Origin of the sequence: Rothia sp. HMSC066G02, assembly GCF_001813145.1 — a bacterium.
Lineage (GTDB): Bacteria > Actinomycetota > Actinomycetes > Actinomycetales > Micrococcaceae > Rothia.
In genome coordinates, this window is sequence record NZ_KV811599.1 from 1 (window position 1) to 20,908 (window position 20,908).

Annotated in this window: 17 protein-coding genes; 2 read left to right on the forward strand and 15 right to left on the reverse strand. The window is 60.2% G+C overall.

From position 1 onward, the window contains the following. Positions 1 to 87: 87 nt before the first annotated feature. Positions 88 to 873, reverse strand: a complete 786-nt coding sequence (locus tag HMPREF2894_RS08050; protein WP_070593066.1) for a hypothetical protein — start codon at positions 871 to 873, stop codon at positions 88 to 90. 93 nt (positions 874 to 966) lie between these two features. Here HMPREF2894_RS08050 and HMPREF2894_RS08055 point away from each other — a divergent pair, with 93 nt between their 5' ends. Beyond that, complete coding sequence (locus tag HMPREF2894_RS08055; protein WP_070593064.1) at positions 967 to 1,986, forward strand: HhH-GPD family protein; 1,020 nt, start codon at positions 967 to 969, stop codon at positions 1,984 to 1,986. Positions 1,987 to 2,123: 137 nt separating this feature from the next. On the opposite strand, the gene HMPREF2894_RS08060 is transcribed toward HMPREF2894_RS08055, so the two are convergent. The 11 genes from HMPREF2894_RS08060 to folP all read right to left on the reverse strand — a co-directional run bounded on the left by HMPREF2894_RS08060 (position 2,124) and on the right by folP (position 15,843). After that, positions 2,124 to 4,691 carry an ATP-dependent Clp protease ATP-binding subunit gene (locus HMPREF2894_RS08060; protein WP_070593062.1) on the reverse strand — a complete coding sequence of 856 codons (2,568 nt, stop codon included), beginning with the start codon at positions 4,689 to 4,691 and terminating at the stop codon, positions 2,124 to 2,126. Positions 4,692 to 5,808: 1,117 nt separating this feature from the next. Continuing rightward, positions 5,809 to 6,162 (reverse strand): histone-like nucleoid-structuring protein Lsr2, encoded by a 354-nt coding sequence (locus HMPREF2894_RS08065; RefSeq protein ID WP_012902780.1) that lies wholly within the window; start codon positions 6,160 to 6,162, stop codon positions 5,809 to 5,811. A gap of 713 nt (positions 6,163 to 6,875) precedes the next feature. Continuing rightward, positions 6,876 to 8,459 carry a lysine--tRNA ligase gene (gene lysS / locus HMPREF2894_RS08070; RefSeq protein ID WP_083309924.1) on the reverse strand — a complete coding sequence of 528 codons (1,584 nt, stop codon included), beginning with the start codon at positions 8,457 to 8,459 and terminating at the stop codon, positions 6,876 to 6,878. Between the two features lie 52 nt (positions 8,460 to 8,511). Beyond that, positions 8,512 to 9,459 carry a pantoate--beta-alanine ligase gene (gene panC, locus HMPREF2894_RS08075; RefSeq protein WP_070678742.1) on the reverse strand — a complete coding sequence of 316 codons (948 nt, stop codon included), beginning with the start codon at positions 9,457 to 9,459 and terminating at the stop codon, positions 8,512 to 8,514. Further along, on the reverse strand, positions 9,456 to 10,418 hold the full coding sequence (locus tag HMPREF2894_RS08080) for a Rossmann-like and DUF2520 domain-containing protein (protein ID WP_070630058.1): 963 nt from the start codon (positions 10,416 to 10,418) through the stop codon (positions 9,456 to 9,458). The genes panC and HMPREF2894_RS08080 overlap by 4 nt, the downstream gene beginning before the upstream one ends. A gap of 128 nt (positions 10,419 to 10,546) precedes the next feature. Beyond that, on the reverse strand, positions 10,547 to 12,391 hold the full coding sequence (locus tag HMPREF2894_RS08085; protein ID WP_070678745.1) for a PH domain-containing protein: 1,845 nt from the start codon (positions 12,389 to 12,391) through the stop codon (positions 10,547 to 10,549). After that, positions 12,391 to 13,224 (reverse strand): PH domain-containing protein, encoded by an 834-nt coding sequence (locus HMPREF2894_RS08090; RefSeq protein ID WP_070678748.1) that lies wholly within the window; start codon positions 13,222 to 13,224, stop codon positions 12,391 to 12,393. The genes HMPREF2894_RS08085 and HMPREF2894_RS08090 overlap by 1 nt, the downstream gene beginning before the upstream one ends. Then, positions 13,211 to 13,729 carry a DUF3180 domain-containing protein gene (locus tag HMPREF2894_RS08095; RefSeq protein ID WP_012902773.1) on the reverse strand — a complete coding sequence of 173 codons (519 nt, stop codon included), beginning with the start codon at positions 13,727 to 13,729 and terminating at the stop codon, positions 13,211 to 13,213. The genes HMPREF2894_RS08090 and HMPREF2894_RS08095 overlap by 14 nt, the downstream gene beginning before the upstream one ends. Before the next feature lie 45 nt (positions 13,730 to 13,774). Then, positions 13,775 to 14,395, reverse strand: coding sequence for a 2-amino-4-hydroxy-6-hydroxymethyldihydropteridine diphosphokinase (folK, locus tag HMPREF2894_RS08100; RefSeq protein WP_049349892.1), 621 nt, complete (start codon positions 14,393 to 14,395; stop codon positions 13,775 to 13,777). Continuing rightward, the gene (folB, locus tag HMPREF2894_RS08105; RefSeq protein ID WP_049340452.1) at positions 14,395 to 14,808 is read right to left on the reverse strand and encodes a dihydroneopterin aldolase; all 414 of its coding nucleotides are present in this window, start codon (positions 14,806 to 14,808) and stop codon (positions 14,395 to 14,397) included. Before folB ends, folK begins: the two co-directional genes overlap by 1 nt. A 72-nt stretch (positions 14,809 to 14,880) precedes the next feature. Further along, positions 14,881 to 15,843 carry a dihydropteroate synthase gene (folP, locus tag HMPREF2894_RS08110; protein WP_070678751.1) on the reverse strand — a complete coding sequence of 321 codons (963 nt, stop codon included), beginning with the start codon at positions 15,841 to 15,843 and terminating at the stop codon, positions 14,881 to 14,883. Between the two features lie 235 nt (positions 15,844 to 16,078). Between folP and HMPREF2894_RS08115 the strand changes: the two genes are divergently transcribed. Continuing rightward, positions 16,079 to 16,279 (forward strand): hypothetical protein, encoded by a 201-nt coding sequence (locus tag HMPREF2894_RS08115; RefSeq protein ID WP_371325813.1) that lies wholly within the window; start codon positions 16,079 to 16,081, stop codon positions 16,277 to 16,279. Between the two features lie 162 nt (positions 16,280 to 16,441). Here the strand turns inward: HMPREF2894_RS08115 and HMPREF2894_RS08120 are convergent, their stop codons facing one another. The 3 genes from HMPREF2894_RS08120 to ftsH form a co-directional block, all read right to left on the reverse strand. Further along, positions 16,442 to 17,407, reverse strand: coding sequence for an Abi family protein (locus tag HMPREF2894_RS08120; protein ID WP_049340464.1), 966 nt, complete (start codon positions 17,405 to 17,407; stop codon positions 16,442 to 16,444). Between the two features lie 454 nt (positions 17,408 to 17,861). Beyond that, complete coding sequence (folE, locus tag HMPREF2894_RS08125; protein ID WP_049340467.1) at positions 17,862 to 18,446, reverse strand: GTP cyclohydrolase I FolE; 585 nt, start codon at positions 18,444 to 18,446, stop codon at positions 17,862 to 17,864. Further along, on the reverse strand, positions 18,433 to 20,640 hold the full coding sequence (gene ftsH / locus HMPREF2894_RS08130) for an ATP-dependent zinc metalloprotease FtsH (protein WP_070678754.1): 2,208 nt from the start codon (positions 20,638 to 20,640) through the stop codon (positions 18,433 to 18,435). The genes folE and ftsH overlap by 14 nt, the downstream gene beginning before the upstream one ends. Between the last annotated feature and the right edge of the window lie 268 nt (positions 20,641 to 20,908).

Consider the following 20,908-nt stretch of genomic DNA (forward strand, 5'->3'; position numbering starts at 1 on the left):
TTTTGTTGTCCAAGAAACGGGAGGCAGTTCATATCCAGCACGGGGGCTTTTGCGTGCCCATTCACGGGCGAAAACTATAGAAGTGAACTACTGAATCACAAAGTTCACCTGAGCCGAAGTCACACCATTCACCGTGGCAGTCGCCCAGTAAGATCCCTTCTGAGCGGTCGAAGCGGAGGAGCAACCCAGCACGTTGATCTTACGGTCCCACGCCAGGTCGGTTGCGCCCTCGGCACCTGCGGCCACCTCAGACTTCTGAACGGCGGTCGCCGCGCACAGGCTGCGGGTGTACACCTGAGCCGCACCGGAGGTGATGTTCAGGTCCACGCCGGTGTTCGCGCCCTCGCCACCCACAGCGCAGGGGGTCTTCGAGGAGTTCGTGTAGGTCACGTGGAAGGACACCTGCTCACCGGCCGCGAAGGTACGCTTCGCGGGGGTGACGGTCACCTTCAGGTCGTTCGCGGTGCACGCCGCAACAGCAGCCGCAGTGGTCACCGAGGGTGCGGGGGTAGTCGGAGTCGGCGCGGGCGTGGTCGGGGTTGCTACGGGGGTAGCGGTGGTCGCGCTTGCAGTGGGTGCCGCAGAAGCGGTCACCGAGGGGGTTGCCGAAGCAGTAGCGCTAGCCGAGGCAGTCGCGCTAGCGGACGGGGTTGCCGAAGCAGTTTCGGAGGGGCGAGCACTGAAGCTCTGGAAGGGTGCACCGGAAGCCGTCGCGGTGGAGGCTACGGTAGCCTCCTTCTTGCCGTTAATCATGCCGACCATGGAGGTCACGCCGGCAACCAGCAGCAGAATAATAGCGAGCAGAGCAATAACCGCCACGATGCGACGGCGGCGGTAGACTTCGGGAGGCAGAACGGGACCATTTTCAGACATACTCTTAAGGATACCGGGTTTAACCCTGAGAATCACAGTGAACTCTGTTCATGCAGTTTTGGGAATATATGCCCTGTGGCGTAGGCTTTTCGGATGACCACAGAAGCATCCACCCCTACTCAGCACCTCCCCGAAGGAACCAATGTTGAAGCGCTTCACCAACGCATTAACCAGTGGTTCCTCGACCAGGCACGCGATTTGCCGTGGCGTCGTGACGAATGCACCCCCTGGGGCGTAATGGTCAGCGAGTTTATGCTGCAGCAGACCCCCGTCAAGCGCGTTCTACCCGTGTGGGAGGAGTGGATGCTCCGCTGGCCCACCCCCGCCGACCTTGCCGCCGAGCCCGCCTCGGAGGCGGTGCGCGCCTGGGGCCGCCTGGGTTACCCGCGCCGCGCGCAGCGTCTGCACGGTGCCGCTGTGGCGATTGTGGAGCAGCACGGCGGAGAGGTTCCCGCCGACTACGAGGCGCTACTGGCTCTGCCGGGCGTGGGCTCCTACACGGCGGCGGCGATTAGCGTGTTCGCATTCGGTCTACGCGCGACGGTGATTGATACGAATATCCGCCGCGTGCACGCGCGCGCGGTATCCGGTAAGGCGCTACCCTCGCGTTCGTTGACGGCGGCTGAGACTCGCCTGGCGGAGGCGCTCATGCCCGCCGATACCCCCACCTCCTGCCTGTGGAATGCGGCGACCATGGAGCTCGGTGCGCTGGTCTGCACGGCAAAGTCCCCGACCTGCGAACTGTGCCCGGTGGAGGATCTGTGCGCCTGGGTTGCGGCGGGCAAGCCGGAGGCGGACTACACCCCCAAGGGTCAGAGCTGGCACGGCACGGACCGCCAGGTGCGCGGGGCGGTCATGGCGGTGTTGCGTGCGGCGCATGAGCCGGTGGAACGCGAGCTGATTTTGAGCGCGGGTGTAGCTGCGGCTAGCGATACGGCTTCCCCTGACTTTGCGTTCCCGGCTGATGCACCCGCCGCGGTGCACCGCCCACTCAAGGCGCTGTATGCGCTCTCCCCCGCCGCCGAGCAGCTGCAGCGCTGCTACGCAGGGCTTCTGGCGGACTCTCTGGCACGCGAAGTCGCCCAGGGTGGTGCAGTGCTCGTCTCGCTCTAGTACCTGCCGCAGAAAGGCTCCTGGCGGCTCCTGGGGCTTATAATAGAAACGCCTGAGGGGCGGTACCGGATAATTTCGGTACCGCCCCTCAGGCGTTTAGTGCGCTAAGCCTAGTTACCTAGGACTTATTCCAGAGCTTAGTCATTGCCCTGACCTTCAGCAGCAGGTGCCTCAGCTGCGGGAGCCTCTGCGGCATCCTCGTTCAGCTCCTGCACCGAGTCCAGAGCCAGCTCCTTCATCGGCTGAGAAGAGAAGACGAACTTCGCGGAGTCGCCCTCGCCCTCAACGTCCACGGTGATCTTCTCACCGGGCTTGATGTCGCCGAAGAGGATCTTCTCAGACAGGGCGTCCTCAATGTTGCGCTGCATCTCACGGCGCAGCGGACGAGCACCCATGGACGGGTCGTAACCCTTAGCCGCCATGAGGACCTTCGCAGCGTTGGTCAGCTCAATGGACATATCCTGCTCCGCCAGGCGCTTAGCCAGGCGACCCACGAACAGGTCCACAATCTGCAGAATCTCAGACTCGGAGAGCTGCGGGAAGACGATAATGTCATCCACGCGGTTGAGGAACTCGGGGCGGAAGTGCTCCTTGAGGTTCTCCATCACGCGTGCCTGCATGCGCTCGTAGTCGGCTGCGGTGTCGTCCATCGCCTGGAAACCGACCGGGATGCGGCGGTTCACGTCACGCGAGCCCAGGTTGGTGGTCATGATGATGACGGTGTTCTTGAAGTCCACCACGCGACCCTGCGAGTCGGTCAGGCGACCGTCTTCCAGGATCTGCAGCAGCGAGTTGAACAGGTCGGCGTGAGCCTTCTCCACCTCGTCGAACAGGACCACGGAGAAGGGCTTGCGGCGGACCTTCTCGGTCAGCTGGCCGCCCTCATCGTAGCCAACGTAGCCGGGAGGCGCACCGAACAGACGGGAGACGGTGTGCTTCTCCTGGTACTCGGACATATCCAGGGTGATGAGCGAATCCTCATCGCCGAACAGGAACTCGGCAAGTGCCTTGGCAAGCTCGGTCTTACCCACACCGGTCGGGCCGGCGAAGATGAACGAACCACCGGGGCGGCGCGGGTCCTTCAGACCTGCGCGGGTACGGCGGATAGCGCGGGACAGTGCCGCAATAGCGTGCTCCTGGCCGATAACGCGCTTGTGGAGCTCCTGCTCCATGGTCAGCAGGCGGCTGGACTCTTCCTCGGTGATCTTGTAGACCGGAACACCGGTGGAAGCGGCCAGAACCTCAGAAATAACCTCGGGGGTCACGGTGCCGAATGCGTCGCCGCCTTCGCGCCATGCCTTCTCGGCTTCTTCCTTCTCAGCCAGGACCTTCTGCTCCTGATCACGCAGGCCTGCGGCCTTCTCGTAATCCTGGGAGTTGATGGCGTCTTCCTTCTGCTGGCGCAACTTGGCTGCCTTCTCGTCGAGCAGCTTGATTTCCGGGGGTGCGGTCATGCGCTTGATGCGCAGACGTGCGCCCGCCTCGTCAATCAGGTCGACAGCCTTATCCGGCAGGAAGCGGTCAGAGATGTAGCGTGCCGCAAGGTTCACGGCAGTCTCAATGGCCTCGTCGGTAATGGTGACGCGGTGGTGCGCCTCGTACTTATCGCGCACACCCTTGAGGATTTGCACGGCAAGCTCCTGAGAGGGCTCCTCAACCTGAATCGGCTGGAAGCGGCGCTCCAGAGCGGCGTCCTTCTCAATGTGCTTGCGGTATTCGTCCAGGGTGGTTGCACCGATGGTCTGCAGTTCGCCTCGAGCCAGCATGGGCTTGAGGATGGAGGCAGCGTCAATCGCGCCCTCTGCGGCACCTGCACCAACGAGGGTGTGAATCTCGTCAATGAACAGGATGATGTCGCCGCGGGAGCGGATTTCCTTCAGGACCTTCTTCAGGCGCTCTTCGAAGTCACCGCGGTAGCGCGAACCTGCGACCAGGGAGCCGAGGTCCAGGGTGTACAGGTGCTTGTCCTTGAGGGTTTCGGGAACGTCACCGTGCACGATAGCCTGTGCCAGGCCCTCCACGACGGCGGTCTTACCGACGCCGGGCTCACCAATCAGCACGGGGTTGTTCTTAGTACGGCGGGAGAGGACCTGCATGACGCGTTCCATCTCCTTGTGGCGGCCGATGACCGGGTCCAGCTCGCCCTCACGCGCTGCTGCGGTGAGGTTGCGGCCGAACTGATCCAGGATGGTCGAACCCGCGGGAGTGCCTTCGCGAGAGTTACCTGCACCCACGCCGGCGGTTTCCTTATCGCCAGAGTTGTTACCGGGGTAGCCGGAAATCAGGTCCATAACAGCCTGGCGCACGGCAGCGGGCTCAGCGCCCAGCTTGACCAGCACCTGGTTTGCCACGCCCTCGTTTGCACGAACCATGCCCAGCAGGATGTGTTCGGTGCCGATGTAGCCGTGGTTCAGCTGAATAGCCTCGCGCATGGACAGTTCGAGAACCTTCTTCGCACGCGGGGTGAAGGGGATATGGCCGTTAGGCGCCTGGGGGCCGGGGCCGACGATGTCCTGAACCTGCTCACGTACTGCGTTCAGGGTAACGCCCAATGATTCCAGGGCGCGGGCACCGATGCCTTCGCCCTCGTGAATCAGACCGAGCAGAAGGTGTTCGGTACCGATATAGTTGTGGTTGAGCATGCGTGCCTCTTCCTGGGCAAGCACCACAACACGCCGAGCTCGATCGGTAAAGCGTTCAAACATTTACGCACTCCTTGCATTTTCCTATTGATACAAGAGTACGTTGAGCGCGGCTGAAAGGGCGGGCTGATGGGCGTCTGTTCGCCATCAAGAGAACAGATGAGCTGTTCGGGGCGTTTTAGGCGCGGTTTCGGGGCTTCTGGCGGGGTGCAGGGGTAGTTTTGAGGGGTCTAGCTCACGCAGGTGAGCCTACCTGAAGGTGGATGGGTGCCGCCAGGTCGGTGCTAGCTGTTTTTGTCGGTGCTGACTGCTTCTCCCGAGGCCAGCTGTTTTTGCCGGGGCTAGCTACTTTTGCCGGTCCTAGCTGCTTTTCCCGGGGTTGGCTGCTTTTCCCGGGGTTTCCTGTGCAGAGTGTGCGCATATTGCCGTCGGATGTACCGCGGACAGGTGCTACAAGTGGGTTCCGAGGGTCTACGGTGCCGATACGAGGGTTTGCGGGAGGGGCGAACACACAAGAACCCACATAGACCAACACCTAAACCGCTTGTTTCCTGCACGTGCATGAATATATTGCAGAAATTTTTAAAAATTTATATGTTTAAGTGAGAAATTTCAATAATTCGCAAAAAATATTTGCCGGATAACGCGGCGCTTATTTTCCGGATAATTCCCGCATCATTTCGGCGCCCCATCAAGAGATAATCCGTAAGTTCTGAAAGCCCCACCGAAGATGCAGGGCTCCCAATTATTCGAAAATTTCAGTCAGTACATTCCAGCCCCTTCGATGGAATACCCAACGCAACGATCGCATGAATATCACAGTGCATATCCCCCGCTTTGAAGAGATTAATGCAACATTACCTTTAGTGTTCCTGCCAATGCATGAAACCTAAATGGGGAACCCGCACTCGACACCAGATTGCGCATCCGATTCCCCACTCTTCCTCCTAATAATTCAGAAGCGGGCATCAGCAAAGGATCAATATATTTTACATGTAAATAGTTAATTGGGGTGGGTGATATAAAAACACCCCACCACCCCCAGCAGATATGCAACTCATATCAAGAAATACCGGGGCAAAACTAAAGGCGGACAGTGAGAACACCATCCGCCTTTAGCGCCCGGAGGATTAGAACCCTAAAGCACTAAACCCTCCGACAACGTGAATACTGAGAGCCTTTAGCCCTGAGCCTTCATTGCTTCGTAGTATGCGTCCTGAACATCCTGGTGGATGCGGCCACGGTCAGAAACCTTGTGGCCGTTAGCCTTAGCCCACTCGCGAATTGCTGCGGTCTCGGGGTTGCGCTTAACCGGAGCAGCGGTACCACGGGGGGCACGGGTGCGCTGGGTAGCGGTGCCCTGCACGCGGCGGGACTTCGCTACGAAGGGGCGGATAGCGTCACGCAGGCGAGCTGCGTTTGCGGAGGACAAATCGATTTCGTAGTGAGCGCCGTCCAGACCAAAACGGATAGTTTCGTCTGCGGGGCCGCCATCGAGATCGTCTTCAAGGATGATGCGAACCTTCTGTGCCATTGAGGCACCTCCTCATCTGTTGCATATATCCTGTGGAGTAAACTCAAAAGCCTCTATCGGGATTGAGAAAATAGTGTGCCGGATATATTTATGTACTAATTTTCTTTCATATAGTATCAGAAATATATTAAAGATTCCGAAAATATTCTGAGCTTTGAAACAATACGCCAATCATCCGCAGCGATATATCGCTTCTGTGCATCCCCGTTAAATCTGCACTCGCTACAAGAACATTAAAGTGAAGTTTAGAGTGCAAATACTTTGGATTCTTCCAGGAATCAGACACAGCCCCAAGAGACAATGACACCTAATAATGCGCCCCGGCGTCCCCGACAATCTGAGTGAAATATAGCACCCGTACAAGACTGCACATTAGACCATTCGCACCGTACATTTCAGTTCTATCCAAAAGCGAAATTCTTCCACCTCCCATCCCCTCATTATTTTCTATGTAACGCATTCATGTATAAGAGCAGAAACCCCCGCCAGAGTGAATAGAACAGCATAAATCAGCGCCAGAATGGAGCAAAAAAGCACCGAAAATGCCCCCGACCTGTGCAAATACCAACTCAAGTCCACCTCAGAAGCTATACACCGTGCAAAAGAGTGCGCAGAAAACGGCGGGTACCGCAGATACAACCGTATCCGCGGCACCCGCCGCACTAACACCCCTAAAGGCAAAGTTAAAGAAACCCTAGAGGTGAAGCTAAAACTTAGGCTTCCGGCTTCATCAAGGGGAAGAGAATAGTCTCACGAATACCGGGCTGACGCACCACAGTACCCGGACGCTCCGGATCCTGATCGCCCGCCAGCAGCATAATCAGACGGTCGATGCCCAGACCCAGGCCACCCATCGGGGGTGCACCGTGCTCCAGGGCGCGCAGGAAGTCCTCATCCAGCTCCATCGCCTCGTCATCACCGGCGGCAGCCAGCAGCGACTGGGCGGTCAGACGCTCACGCTGAATAACCGGGTCAATCAGCTCGGAGAACGCGGTACCGCGCTCCATGCCGCCGATAATCAGGTCCCAGGCCTCAATCAGCGGCTCACCGGAACGGTGCGGGCGGGCCAGCGGCTGAGCGCTCGGCGGGTAATCGTACACGAAGGTCGGGTTCACCAGGGTCGGCTCAACAATCTCGCCGAAGAGCTCGATGACGAGCTTCTCTGCGTCCCACTTCGGGTCGATGTCCACCTCATGCTTCTCAGCGATCTCACGCAGAACCGAAGCGTCAGTCTCGGGGGTGATCTCAACGCCCACAGCCTCAGACAGGCCCGGGTACACGCCAACCCACTTCCACTCACCGAACAGGTCAATGGTGCCGTTCTCAGTCTCAATACGCTCGGTACCGACAGCCTTCGCGCAGCTTTGGATAATCTCCTTCATGCGCTCAGCCATCACAAACTGGTCAGCATACGTCTCGTAGCACTCCAGGGTGGTGAACTCGGGGCTGTGGGTCGAGTCCACACCCTCGTTACGGAACACGCGACCAATCTCGTACACGCGGTCAATGCCACCAACCACTGCACGCTTGAGCGGCAGCTCGGTCGCAATACGCATGGTCATCGGCTGGTCAAAAGCGTTCAGGTGGGTGCGGAACGGGCGAGCCGTCGCGCCACCGTGCACCAGCTGCAGAACGGGGGTCTCAACCTCAATGTAGCCGTGATCCCCCAGCACGCGGCGGACGGTGCGGGTAATCAGGGCGCGCTTCTTCACCAGCTCGCGAGCCTCCTCGCGAACCATCAGGTCCAGGTAACGCTGGCGAACGCGGGTTTCCTCGTTCAGGTCCTTGTGCAGAACCGGCATGGGGCGCAGCGCCTTCGACGCCATCTTCCAGTCGGTCACCATAATGGACAGCTCACCGCGGCGAGAAACAATCACGCGACCGGTCACGAACACGTGGTCACCCAGGTCAACCAGGGACTTCCACTCAGACAGGGACTCCTCGCCAACCTCAGCCAGCGACAGCATCGCCTGGATACGCTTACCCTCGGTACCACCCTGCAGGGTCGCAAAGCACAGCTTACCGGTGTTACGGACGAACACCACGCGGCCACCAACATGCACCACACGGTCAGTCTCGTCGCCAGCCTTCAGCTCCTCAGCAGCCAGCTTCGGATCGTACTCGGCGCGCAGATCCTCAATGTGGTTGGGCTCCACGCGGTTACCCTCAGAATCCAGCAGACCCACCGGGTATGCCTCGCGACCCGACTCGATCAGCTTCGCACGCTTTTCCAGGCGAATCTGCATCTGCTCGGACATATCAGCAATCGCCGGTGCGGCAGTGTGCTCAGTGCTCACAGTGATACCTATCTGTGTAGTGTGTTGGGGACTCTTCTAAACGAACGAACGCTTAGCGCAGGTCCATGTTGTCAATCAGGCGGGTCGGGCCAACGAACGCAGCAACCAGTGCCAGCACTCGCTCCGACTCCTCAGTCGGCTCACCGAAAGTCATCGGGTCGACCAGTTCCAGGTAGTCAAGGCGCACACCCGGAGTGGAGTTGATACGCTCACGCGCACCGTCCAAATCAATCTCGTGGAAGCCACGGTTCAGCGAATTCTCACGCAGCATCGCCAGGGTGCGGGACAGCACCAGGGCAGACTCGCGCTCCTCATCCGACAGGTAGCTGTTACGCGAAGACAGCGCCAGGCCGTTATCGTCGCGAACAATCGCCACAGGGCGCATGGTCACGTCGTGGTTGAAATCGTGCACCATACGCTGAATCAGGATGTACTGCTGAGCGTCCTTCTGACCGAAGTACGCGTTCACCGGGTGGTTACCGGCTGCGGGGCGAATAATGTTGAAGAACTTATTGACCACGGCCAGCACGCCATCAAAGTGGCCCGGACGGGTCGCACCCTCAAACTTGGTGCCCAGCTCGCCGCTCGAAATGCGGATGAGCGGGTCACCGTCGGGATACATTTCCTCCACAGAAGGTGCGAAGATGATGCTCACGCCGGCGGCACCAGCCAGGGCAGCGTCTGCCTCCAGGGTGCGCGGGTATGCTTCGTAATCCTCGCCGGGGCCAAACTGCAGCGGGTTCACAAAAATGGAGGCGACCACTACATCATTCTGTTCAGTGGCGCGACGCAACAGGGTTGCGTGGCCGTCGTGCAGGGCGCCCATGGTGGGCACGTAGCCCAGGGATGCGTTCGTGTACTGAACTGCGGTGCCGTTCTGCTCCGCCTCCTGGCGGGCTGCCCGGTCCAGTTCTTCCTGCGCTGCGGCAAGGGATTCGGTGATTGCCGTGCGGAAATCCGCAATGGTGGTCACGACTCGGGGCATCGAAGTCTCAGTCATGACGAGAACTCCTTGTTTTCGGGGGCTGAATCATCAATATCGCCGGGGTGGTTGCGGTCCGAAGACTCACCCAGCAGATTCTCAATTCGTCCCAGTTGTTCATCGTTTAACAAACCTCTATTATGCGCTCTTTTTGCGGTTGCGTGTGCCAGAGCGGCATAAGAGTCTGTAATATCACCTGTTTTCTCATGCTCTGAGTACTCATTCAGAGCCTGAAGGTGAGCCTTCACGGTGCCTGCGTCTCCACGTGCCACGGGCCCGGTGAGAGCACCCTCGCCGCTGGCGAGCGCATTGTCCACGGCGGCTCGCACGAGCGGCCCCATGTAGCGTGCCGGGTCCTCAATACCGATGGAGGCGAGCATCTGCTGGGACTGACCCAGGATGGTCACGAGGTGGTTCGCGGCGTGCGCTAAAGCGGCGTGGTAGAGCGCTCGGTCGGCCTCGGCAACGTGCACGGGTTCGCCGCCCATTTCCACCACGAGTGCCTGAGCAATCGGGATGAACGGTGCAGGCCCGGTCACTGCGAAGCAGGTGCCGTTCAGGCGCTGCAGGTCCACGGACATGCCGGTAAACGTCATGGCGGGGTGAATCGCCAAACCGATAGCGCCCAGCGCGGTCGCCGGTGCGAGAACCTCGGTGCCGTGACGGCCGGAGGTGTGCACCAGAATCTGACCGGCGGTAATACTTCCCGAGGAGGCCAGGTAGGTGATGAGGCCCGGCAGCTCATCATCGGGAACCGCAAGAATCAGCAATTCGCTACGCTCAGCAATCTGCTCCACCGGCAGCAGCGGCACATCGGGAAGCAGCATCGCGGCGCGCTCCTGAGAAGCCTCAGACACCGCGTGAACACCCACAATAGTGTGCTCACAGGCGCGCAAAGCCGCACCGAGGACGGATCCGACCCTCCCGGCGGAAATAATTCCAATGCCCAAACGCGCAGGTTTTGAATGCTGTATCACGGCTTTAAGTATATTCTCCCTTTCACGCCGACCCTGCCGCCGGTGTCACGAAGAACACTGGCGGCAGGGCGCAATCTGTAGTTTTGCTGCCCGCTTAGCTGGTGGGTTAGCTTAGCTAGCTGGCTGACTTAGGGGCGCCCGCTCAGTACCGGCTCAGGTACGCGATAGTAGGGCTCAATACCCTCCAACCGAACCGTCATCAACCACACCAAATCCTCGCAAACACGCGGCGGCAAGTGCATCATGAGCGTGCGCACCGGGCCGGGCACCGTACCGAAATGCACGCTCGCGCATCCGAAGGCACGCTGCAGCGGGCCCTGGCCTCGGCTCACGCTCAGCACACGGCTGACCGGAACAATCGACAGCGTGCGGATAAAGTAGCCGCCACGAATCAGTAGCAGGTCGCCCTGGGTATGCTCGCCGACGCTCGAACGTGCCGCATCAGAATCAATGCGGGTGCTCGCCTGCACCGAACCGGCGGTGTAACCGACCGTGGTCACGCCGTTACGCTTCCAGGTGAGCAGGTCCATCCAGCGCGCCGAAGAGGGCGTCACAATCATTGCCGGAACCTGCGGCTTCTGACTCTTCAGCGAACCGTCGGCGGTATCCAGTAGCACCTGCGCCTGTGCCTCATCCAGGGCGGGCAACAGCAGACGCAACACCATCAGCGTCTCCTGTTTGTTGCCGACCGGCAGGGCAACGTTGCGGGTCACTAGCTTCTGGTTGTCGTTCTGCTCAATACCAATACCGGCAATGGTCATCTTGATGCGGTACCAGCCGAATGCACGCCACAGGATGGACTGCTCCACGGCGAGCGCCTGAATACGCTCAACCATCACGTTCTGAGTGTGCGTGCCGGTGAAACCGTAGCGCAGGGTCACGCCGCCCTGACCGCTGGGGGTGATTTTGAAGTTCGCGGCACCGTCAAAACGTGCCCACAACGTACCCAAGTAACCAAGCAGCGGGACGAAGGTGCCGGGTAGCAACGCCATGAAAATCAGGAACGGACTCTCGCCATCCATGATCGCGGCAATGACCGCGGCACCGACCATGAGGGCCACGGCGGGCACCAGCCACACCAGGTGCTCCAGCATGATGGAGGCAATCAGACGCACATTCGAGATGCGGAAAATCGGCGGCTGCGAGGGGTCGGCCGCGACCGGCATCGGCATACGACCGCGAGCGCCGCGGCGGGATACAGCGGGCTGCTGAGTACCGGGGCGCTGGGGTGCGGGCTGCTCGGGTGCGGGCTGCTGGGCGCCCTGCTGAGGCGCTACCTGCTGGGTGCCGTCCTGCAGGGTCGCACCATAGGACGCCTCGTAAGATGCCTCAAACGGCTGGTGCAGCTGATCCGCATCCGGCATGCGCTCCGCCGAAATCTGCATGCTATCGGGCAGCACGTCGACCGGGCGGCCAGCCACCTCCGAACGGAGCAGGTTAATACTCGCCATCGCGGTGCGGCGCAGAACCTCCGCCTTGCGGGCAGAAACGTACTTGATGTGCAACGCCTCCGAAGAACCGTCAGCCACCTCAAAACGCAGCTCCGACAAACCCAGCAGACGTGCCACCAGAGGACGCGAAATGTCCACGCTCTGCACGCTCTCCAGACGGATCGTGCGGTTCTTCTTGAACAGAAAACCGCTACGGCGGTGAATCGCCAAATCGTCCAGGCTATAACGGGTAAACCACCAGTCAATCGAGCCAGCAACCAGAATCAGCACGAGCACGGCGAAGCCGATAAGCTGCGAGTACGTTGCGCTGAAGTAGCTGCTGTTCTCATCAAATGCCTGCGTCAGGCGCGCGCCCCACTCGTTCGGCGGGGTGGTCAAAATATTCAGGATAATGCTCTGGAAGAAACCAAACGCCAACAGAATAATGAACCAGAGGTTCATGATGAACGTGCGAATATCGGCACGCCACCACTTCTGCTCCTGAGAGTTCGGGGCGTTATTATTCGGAACCGGGGTACTCATTAGAGTGCCGCCATTCGCTCATCGGCGCGGCGCACCAGATCCGCGCGCAGCTCCTCCGCCACGTTCAGCGGAATACCGAACAGCACCATCGTGCCGGTGGTCGTACCCGCGGTGCGCACCGTCAGGCGGGCAACACCGCACATGCGCTCCAGCGGACCCGAATCCACATCAACATACTGGATGCGACCGTACGGCATGGAGCTCATCGAACGGAACACGATACCGCGGCGAGCCATCAGGTGATTCGACTCCAGCGCGTAGCCGAGCGCACGAGTACGGCGCGGAGTGGTCAGAATCCACCACAGACCCCACAGACCAAACACCGCGACCACCACCAGGCCGACGATGCGTAGCACCTCCGGGCCGCCGAAGAACGCACCCGCACAATACAGGGCAACACCCGCAAGAATCGGGAGCGCCAGGGCAGAAATAGTGTGAACAAAACGAACCGTCAGGTAGCCGGAGGCGGCGGGCACCCACTGCGGCTCCGGCACGGGCTGCGAGGGAACCGGCTGGGAGCTTACCGGCTGGGCAGGCTGAGAAGGTGCCTGCTGAGGCGCGTTCGGGTACGCGGCAGCCGGCGGAACCTGCTGACCGTACTGTGCTTGCTGTCCATACTGCGCCTGCTGGTCATGCTGGGTTTGCTGTCCATGCTGGGCACCAGGCTGACCGTAAGCCGCCTGCTGGTACTGCCCATACTGGTTCTGCCCGTACTGACCCTGCTGACCGGGCTGACCGGGCTGACTCTGCCCATACTGACCGTATTGGCCGTTCTGAGCGTCCTGCCCGTACCGACCATTTGGCGAATAACTATTCTGGTTAGGAGCCGACATAGGTTCCTCCCTCTCGCGGCTTTACAGCACCGGAAGAGGAGGCCGCATCCTCATCATCCTCCGGCGGAATACGACAACAATGCTGAGCCCATAGCCCAGCAATCAGCAGGGCAACACTGCCCACACAATTAACAAGGACCTCCCAAAAGACCACCGAAAAACCGCGCACAGACACCATCGCCACATGGTAACCAAGAATCGCAGCGCACCAGCCCGTCAAGAGGGCACCGGTCATGATGGAACCCTGCGCATACGCCACCGCACGCGCCGCAAGAATCGGGCCCATATGCGGCACCTTCTCACGCGTCTGAATACGACGATAACGAGCCACCTGCACACCCAGCCACACGGCACCCGCCGCAACCAGCAGGCACACCGCGCCGAGCATCCACGAAAAATTCATCTCACCAAAACCGGCGCCAATCATCACGGAATTCACCATAAGAGCGGCAGCGGCACCGCACACAGCCGCCACAATAATCGCCCGATAACTCAGGGGCTTCATGGTGTTTCCTTTCGGTAGGTTCCTCTACCTTCCAGAGTGCCACATTTAAGGCTGATCAGGTACCTGCATCTCACGCATATAGCTGATAGCGTCTTCATCCGCCCCAAGCAGCGTGCGGGACAGCTCCGCAACGTTCACGACCTCGCGGCTCAGCGGCGCAGGAACCTCATCCGGCCGCTCCCCCGAAGGCTCCGCACGCCGGGTCACCGTCAAGTGTGCCTGCGGGTCCATCTGCGCCCACGGCACCAGCACGAAAGCACGCTCCTGCGCCCGCGGATGCGGCAAAGTCAGCACCGGATCCTCAGAGATCACGCCGTCATAGTCAATCACGTCAATATCGAGGGTGCGCGGGCCCCAACGCACCAGGCGCTCACGGTGATGCGCCGCCTCCACCGCATTACACAGCTTCAGCAGCTCGTAGGCGCCCAGGTCAGTGGCCACCTCAATGACCGCGTTCACGAAATCCGGCTGACCCACCGGGCCACCCACCGGGGCGGTACGGTACAGCCCGGAGGCGCGCACCAGCTGCACGCCGCCCGCCACCAGGTCGGCGACGGCACGCTCCAGGGTGTCTTCGCTTTCGCCCAGATTCGAGCCCAACGCCAGCACCGCGCGGTGTTTCAGGGTGTTGGGCTTCTGCGTATCGGTTGTCTGGGTGCCAGCCACTAGCGGCCGCCCTCCACGACACGCTCCGCGGCACGCTCACGGAACACGCTCACCGCAACGTTACCGAACGGCAACTCAATCGGCGCCTGCGGCTTCGATACGGTAATCTCCGCCGCCTCCACAAGCTCAAACATCGCAAGGATACCCTCGGCAATGTTCACCGCAAGGGTCTCAATCAGGTCCAGCGAACCGTTCGTCACGTGGCGGTGAATCAGGTCAACCACGAGCGCGTAGTTCGTGGTCTTCGTCAGGTCATCCGTGGCGGCTGCGGCGGAAAAATCACTGTACAGGGTCGCGTCCACGACGAAGGGCTGGCCGTCGCGCTTCTCAAAGTCGAGCACGCCGTGGTAGCCCTTGGCGGTAATGCCGGTGAGGGTGATGCGGTCGTGGCGGGCGTAATCTGCCTGGGTCATTGGGGGTCTCCTAGAGGGTATTCGGGTAATCGGAGGTTGTGGGCGGGGTTGGTGGTTCTAGCTGACAGAGCCTTAGCTTACGGAGCGCAGCGCGGAGGCGACCGTCACCGCATCCACGCTGGCGGGCACGTCGTGCACGCGCACCGCCCACACGCCGCGCGCCGCCACCAGGGCGGTCACCGCCGCAGAAGCTGCGTCACGATGCTGAGCCGGGCGCGGCTCCGACAGCGACTGCCACAGTTCGCGTTCCGCCTCACCCGCATCGGTTGCGGTGAAGCCGCTCGCGTTCAGGCGCTCAGCCAGTGCCATATCCGCCGCCGTGAGGGCGTTGGCGATAAAACGCTTGCGGGAACCGGCAATGAGCAGGCGGTGGCCCAGGCCCTGCAGCTCGTCAATGGCGGCGAGCAGCTCCCAGTCCTGCATGCCGCCCTTCGCGAAGCCCAGACCCGGATCAAGAATCAGGTTCTGCGGCAGCACACCGGCTGCAAGGAAACGCTCACGCAGGCCGGTCAGCTCCTCCACCACCTCGGTGACGACGCCGCGCGGGTACTCTGCCAGGCTGTCCATGGTCTGAGAGGTGCCGCGCGCGTGCATGAGGATGTACGGCACCTGCAGTTCGGCGGCGGTTTCAATCATTTCGTCGCTCACGTTCAGACCGGACACATCGTTGATAATGTGCGCACCGGCGGCAATGGCGGCGCGGGCGGTCTGCGGGTTCATGGTGTCAACGCTGATGGTGGTGCCCATCTGCGCGACTGCCTCGATGACGGGCAGGATGCGGCGCTGCTCCTCCTCCACGCTGATGCGCACGGCACCGGCGGGGCGGGTGGACTCACCGCCAATGTCGATAATGGAGGCGCCCTCGGCAATCATGCGGGCGGCGTGGGCGATGGCGTCGGTGGCGGCGTAGTGCTGGCCGCCGTCGCTGAAGGAGTCGGGGGTGACGTTGAGGATGCCCATCACGAGGGTGCGTTCGGCGGCGAGCACGTCGCAGGGCAGAGGGGCTACACGGGTGGTGTGTGTGGATTCAGTCATAAATTTATCGTACCGAATCTGTGGTGCTCCCATGTTTGCCGCTGTGATTGGAAGGGGGATTGAGGCGGGGGTTGGGACAGCGACGGGACGATTTTGGGGACACAACATGCAATATTTGCATTACAGATACTTATTTAAGGGTATGCTGGGAGGGCACGCATACCGTGCCTGGCGCGTTCCCGGTCGGTGGCGCGCACCCACACATACATACTCTAGGAAGTGACTCGTTGTGAATATGAAGACTGGAGCTTGGATCCTTTCCCTGGTGGCTCTTGCCGCGCTGGTGACTATTGTGCTTGCTGAAGGTGCTCCCGCCGTGCGCTGGATTGCTTTCGGCACCGCGACCGGTTGCGGTTTCATTGCCGTGGGCTTGATCGCGACTCTTGCCCTGGGCTGGGATAATCCGAGCGAGGCGAAGGGTAGCCTGCAGCGTTAGCGGCGGGGCTCTTCTAGCTTCTGCGGTGCGGCACTACCGGCGCTGCCACAGCCGCGGAAGGTACCGGCTCAGAATACATTCTCAGAGCACTTTGGCGATGCGAAAAAGGGGCGGAGGTTTTCACCTCCGCCCCTTTCAGCGTGTCTATAAGCAGTGAAGATTTTAGCTCCACAAACGGGTTTCTTCCCAACCTCGCGGTATACCCATAGCACGCGAGATATCAACTCCAGGAACGGAAATATTAGGACGTTCCTTCAGAATCTGCGTTAGAGATTCCGTATCCCCGATTCCACCCTGGTCCATCAGATATTTGAGGAGGGTGAGCATGCCGAAGGTTTTACACATCTTATGGTTCTCTTCAGCCTGTGGCACACCAAATAGGTCAACAACCTCACGGATTTCAGGGCTCTCAACTCTTCCACCTCTCAACACACGCGGTAAGCGAGGCTCTGGGTGCAGCTTATTGTAGAACCTACTTTGATGCGCACAAATATTGCGCATTACCCGCAGCGAGTTAATCCAGGTTTCCAGTTGGGGGTCAGTACACCCCAGGGCTTTCGCGATATCTCGCCGAATATTTGGCGGGGAGACCAAATACAGATTCTGCAGAGCCCCTAAATCTAGAACTTCCACCACTACCCACACAGGCAACTTCCCGCCGTATTGCTCACGGTGATGCTTCACGAATTCTTCCTCAGAAGTACGAATAAGTTGTTCGCTTTTTCTCGTGAATCTATTCCAAGCAGTGCGCCTTTTACTACCTTGAAGATCACACCGGGCTTCATCCTCGTATATGAGAGGGTCTACTTCCCCCAGTAAATTCCCTAGGCGGGACCGCAAATACACCTCAAACTGCGAGAAGTACGAAAACGCAATAGACCGAAGATTACGGTCATATTCATACAGGGCCACGATATCTTCAAAGACAGTTCCGGGCATGAAAGTATCCGAGCGCCGCCCACTTCCTGCCGGTCGCCGGAACGAATAGTAGTAACCACTCAGACGGTAGTAACTAACACGCTCAAGGACGTGAACGGCATGTTCCTGAGAACCTACGAGCATACCTCGCTGCCGCAAGATTCCAACCTGCTGTTCATATGTTTTAAATGGCTTTACGATTGAAGACATGCACTATCCATCGCTTGATATCATTTCATCATCGGAACTCTTTAATAATATCAATATAAGGATATTAAGGGTATAACTACACGGCATGTAAGTCATCTCTGTCTTACTAAGGTCATCGTTTAAAAACGATGACCGGCTCCAGACCCCTGATGGGCGGAACCGGCCACGGTTATTTTCGCTCCTGATGAGGAGAGGAACAGTCATATATTCATCAACAACGGTACGTGAAGAGCACTGTACGTAGCGTTAACAAAAAGAAGACCGGTCCTGTACTCCCGAAGGAGTGGTGCCGGTACTAGTGCTACTACTCTACAGCTGATGACGCCCTCTACGCAAGGGCACTCGTCATGCGGCCCAACACATGCGACCGCACAGCGCAGGGGTATAGCGCAAGGGGGCAGGATTCCTTAGAATCCTGCCCCCTGGCGTATAGCTATATGCTCATTGCATGCGCTTAGCGCTGCGAGAAGATCAGGCTCATCGCCTCCGCACGGGTTGCGCCGTTCATCAGCGCACCGCGCACCGCGCTGGTCACGGTCTTCGCGCCCGGCTTACGCACACCGCGCATCGACATGCACATGTGCTCAGCCTCAATCACCACAATCGCGCCGCGCGGGTTCAGATGCTCCTCCAGAGCCTCCACCACCTGCGTAGTCAGACGCTCCTGCACCTGCGGGCGGCGAGCGTACAAATCCACCACGCGGGCGAGCTTGCTCAGACCGGTCACCTTACCGTCCGGGCCCGGAATGTAACCCACATGCGCCACACCGTGGAACGGCACCAGGTGGTGCTCACAGGTCGAGTAGAACGGGATGTCCTTCACCAGCACCATCTCAGAGTGGGCAATGTCGAAGGTCGTACCCAGAATCTCGCCGGCATCCTGGTGCAGACCCGAGAAGAATTCCGCGTAGGCACGCGCCACACGAGCCGGAGTCTGCTGCAGACCGTCACGGTCCGGGTCCTCACCAATCGCGAGCAGAATCTCGCGGACGGCAGCCTCAATACGCGGCTGGTCAACGGCGTTCTTAACCTCGCTCATTCTCTGCTCCATTCTGGTTCGGGGTGCCGTTCTCCGGGCGCTGCGCCGGAGGGGCGGGGTAGTTCGGGTACTGCTGGGTAGGCATTGCGACGGTCGGGTCGGTGTCCGGGTCGCTGAGGGGCGCCTGAGGCGGCAACGGCTGCGTAGGTGCTACCGGGACCTGCTGCACGGGTGCAGCCGGTGCTACCGGAACAGTCGGCGCCTCGGCAGGTGCTTCCTCAGCCTTCTGCGCCTCCTGAGCCAGCTCGCTCGGTGCCTTCACCGGCGGGATGTCGGTACGCTCGCGGGTCGGCTTGGAGTACCAGTGCTCACGCTCGGGGCGCTTGCGAACATCCTTGAAGATTTCGGCAATCTCGTTCTCGAGCAGGGTTTCCTTCTCCAGCAGGGCGAACGCCAGGCGGTCCAGAATATCGCGATTTTCCAGCAGAATCTGGAATGCCTCATCGTGTGCCTGATCCAGCAGGGCACGAATCTCAGCGTCGACCTTTGCCGCGGTCGCGTCGGAGTAGTTGCGTGCCGAAGCGCCGCCGCCACCGAGGAACGGTTCGGTGTCTTCGCCGCCGAGCTTCACGGAACCAATCACGGCGCTCATGCCGTAGTCGGTAACCATCTTGCGGGCGGTGTCGGTTGCCTTCTGAATGTCGTTAGACGCACCGGTGGACGGGTCGTGGAAGACGATTTCCTCAGCCGCACGGCCACCCATCGCGTACGCCATCTGGTCGAGCAGTTCGTGGCGGGTCGTGGAGTACTTGTCGTCCTGCGGCATGACCATGGTGTAACCCAGGGCGCGACCGCGCGGAAGAATCGTAATCTTGGTGACCGGCGCGGAGTTACGCAGTGCCGCCGCGACCAGGGCGTGACCGCCCTCGTGGTATGCGGTGACCTTACGCTCGTGCTCGTTCATGATGCGCGAGGAACGCTGCGGACCAGCCATGACGCGGTCAATCGCCTCGTCGATAGCGCGGTCGTCAATCACGTTGCCGTTATCGCGGGCGGTCAGCAGAGCCGCCTCATTCATGACGTTCGCCAGGTCAGCACCGGTGAAGCCGGGGGTGCGCTTAGCAACCTGAGCCAGGTCAACGGTGTTAGCGATTGGCTTGCCTGCGGCGTGAACGCGCAGGATGTGTTCGCGGCCCTGCATGTCGGGGGCGTCCACACCAATCTGACGGTCAAAACGGCCGGGACGCAGCAGCGCCGGGTCCAGAACGTCGGGTCGGTTCGTTGCCGCAATGACGATGACGTTCGAGTTGCCGTCGAAGCCGTCCATCTCAACCAGCAGCTGGTTCAGGGTCTGCTCACGCTCGTCATTACCGCCGCCCATGCCGACGCCGCGGCGGCGGCCAACAGCGTCAATCTCGTCGACGAAGACGATGGCGGCGGGGTCGCTCTTCGCTTCCTTGAACAGGTCGCGCACGCGGGACGCACCCACACCCACGAACATTTCAACGAAGTCAGAGCCAGAAATCGAGTAGAACGGCACGCCAGCCTCGCCCGCCACAGCCTTGGCGAGCAGGGTTTTACCGGTGCCGGGAGGGCCGTACAGTAGCACGCCCTTGGGGATCTTTGCACCCAGGCGGGTGAACTTTTCGGGTTCAGCCAGGAACTCGCGGACTTCTTCCAGTTCGGCGAGCGCCTCGTCCACGCCGGCAACGTCGCTGAAGCGCACATCCGGCTTGTCCTTGGTGAACTTCTTCGCGCGGGACTTGGAGAAGCTCATGACGGAGGAGCCGCCTCCGACTCGTCCCATCAGGAACCAGAAGAGCGCACCAAAGATCAGAATCGGCAGGAGCAGGGACACCAGGGAGCCCAGGAAGCTGTGCTCAACCGGCTGGTCCGTGTAGCTTTCCAGCTCGGCGGATTCCATTGCCTTAGCAACTTCGTCGCCGCGGGGCTGCACGTAGTAGAAGCGCACCGACTTACCGTAGTTGTCGTTGCCCTTCTTGTAGTCGTCCTTAAGCTGCAGCTCGACGCGCTGGTCGCCGTCGTAGATCTTTGCGCTCTTGACCTGGTGGTCGTTGAGCAGCTGAAGACCCACGTTGGTGTCCACCTGACGCGAGGGCTGAGTGAAGAAGGAGGCCATGAGGAAAGCCAGCATGATTACGAGAGCTGCACCCGGCCAGAACCAGGGGCCGTTAATCAGCTTCTTCAGGAAGCCCTCCGAGCCTTTCTGCGGAGTATTGGGGGTTTGCGCCAATGCTTTGTCCTTACGTTGCGGCTGTAACCCATCGGGGGTTGCGGCATGCCAGCCGGAACACCCAACGATGCAACCTTAAATGTACCCTACCCCGGCGGGCGGCTAGGTACCGGGCTTCTCTATTTCACCTGCGGGCTAAAGGGTTGTAGCACTCGGCGGGGGTGAAAGTGCATCTTCCGCGGCGGGTACATCCGCCTCCACGTACATCCACCGGCGGGTACAGCAACGCCCCGCTCCCCCACAAGCGTGAGGAGGCGGGGCGTAACCA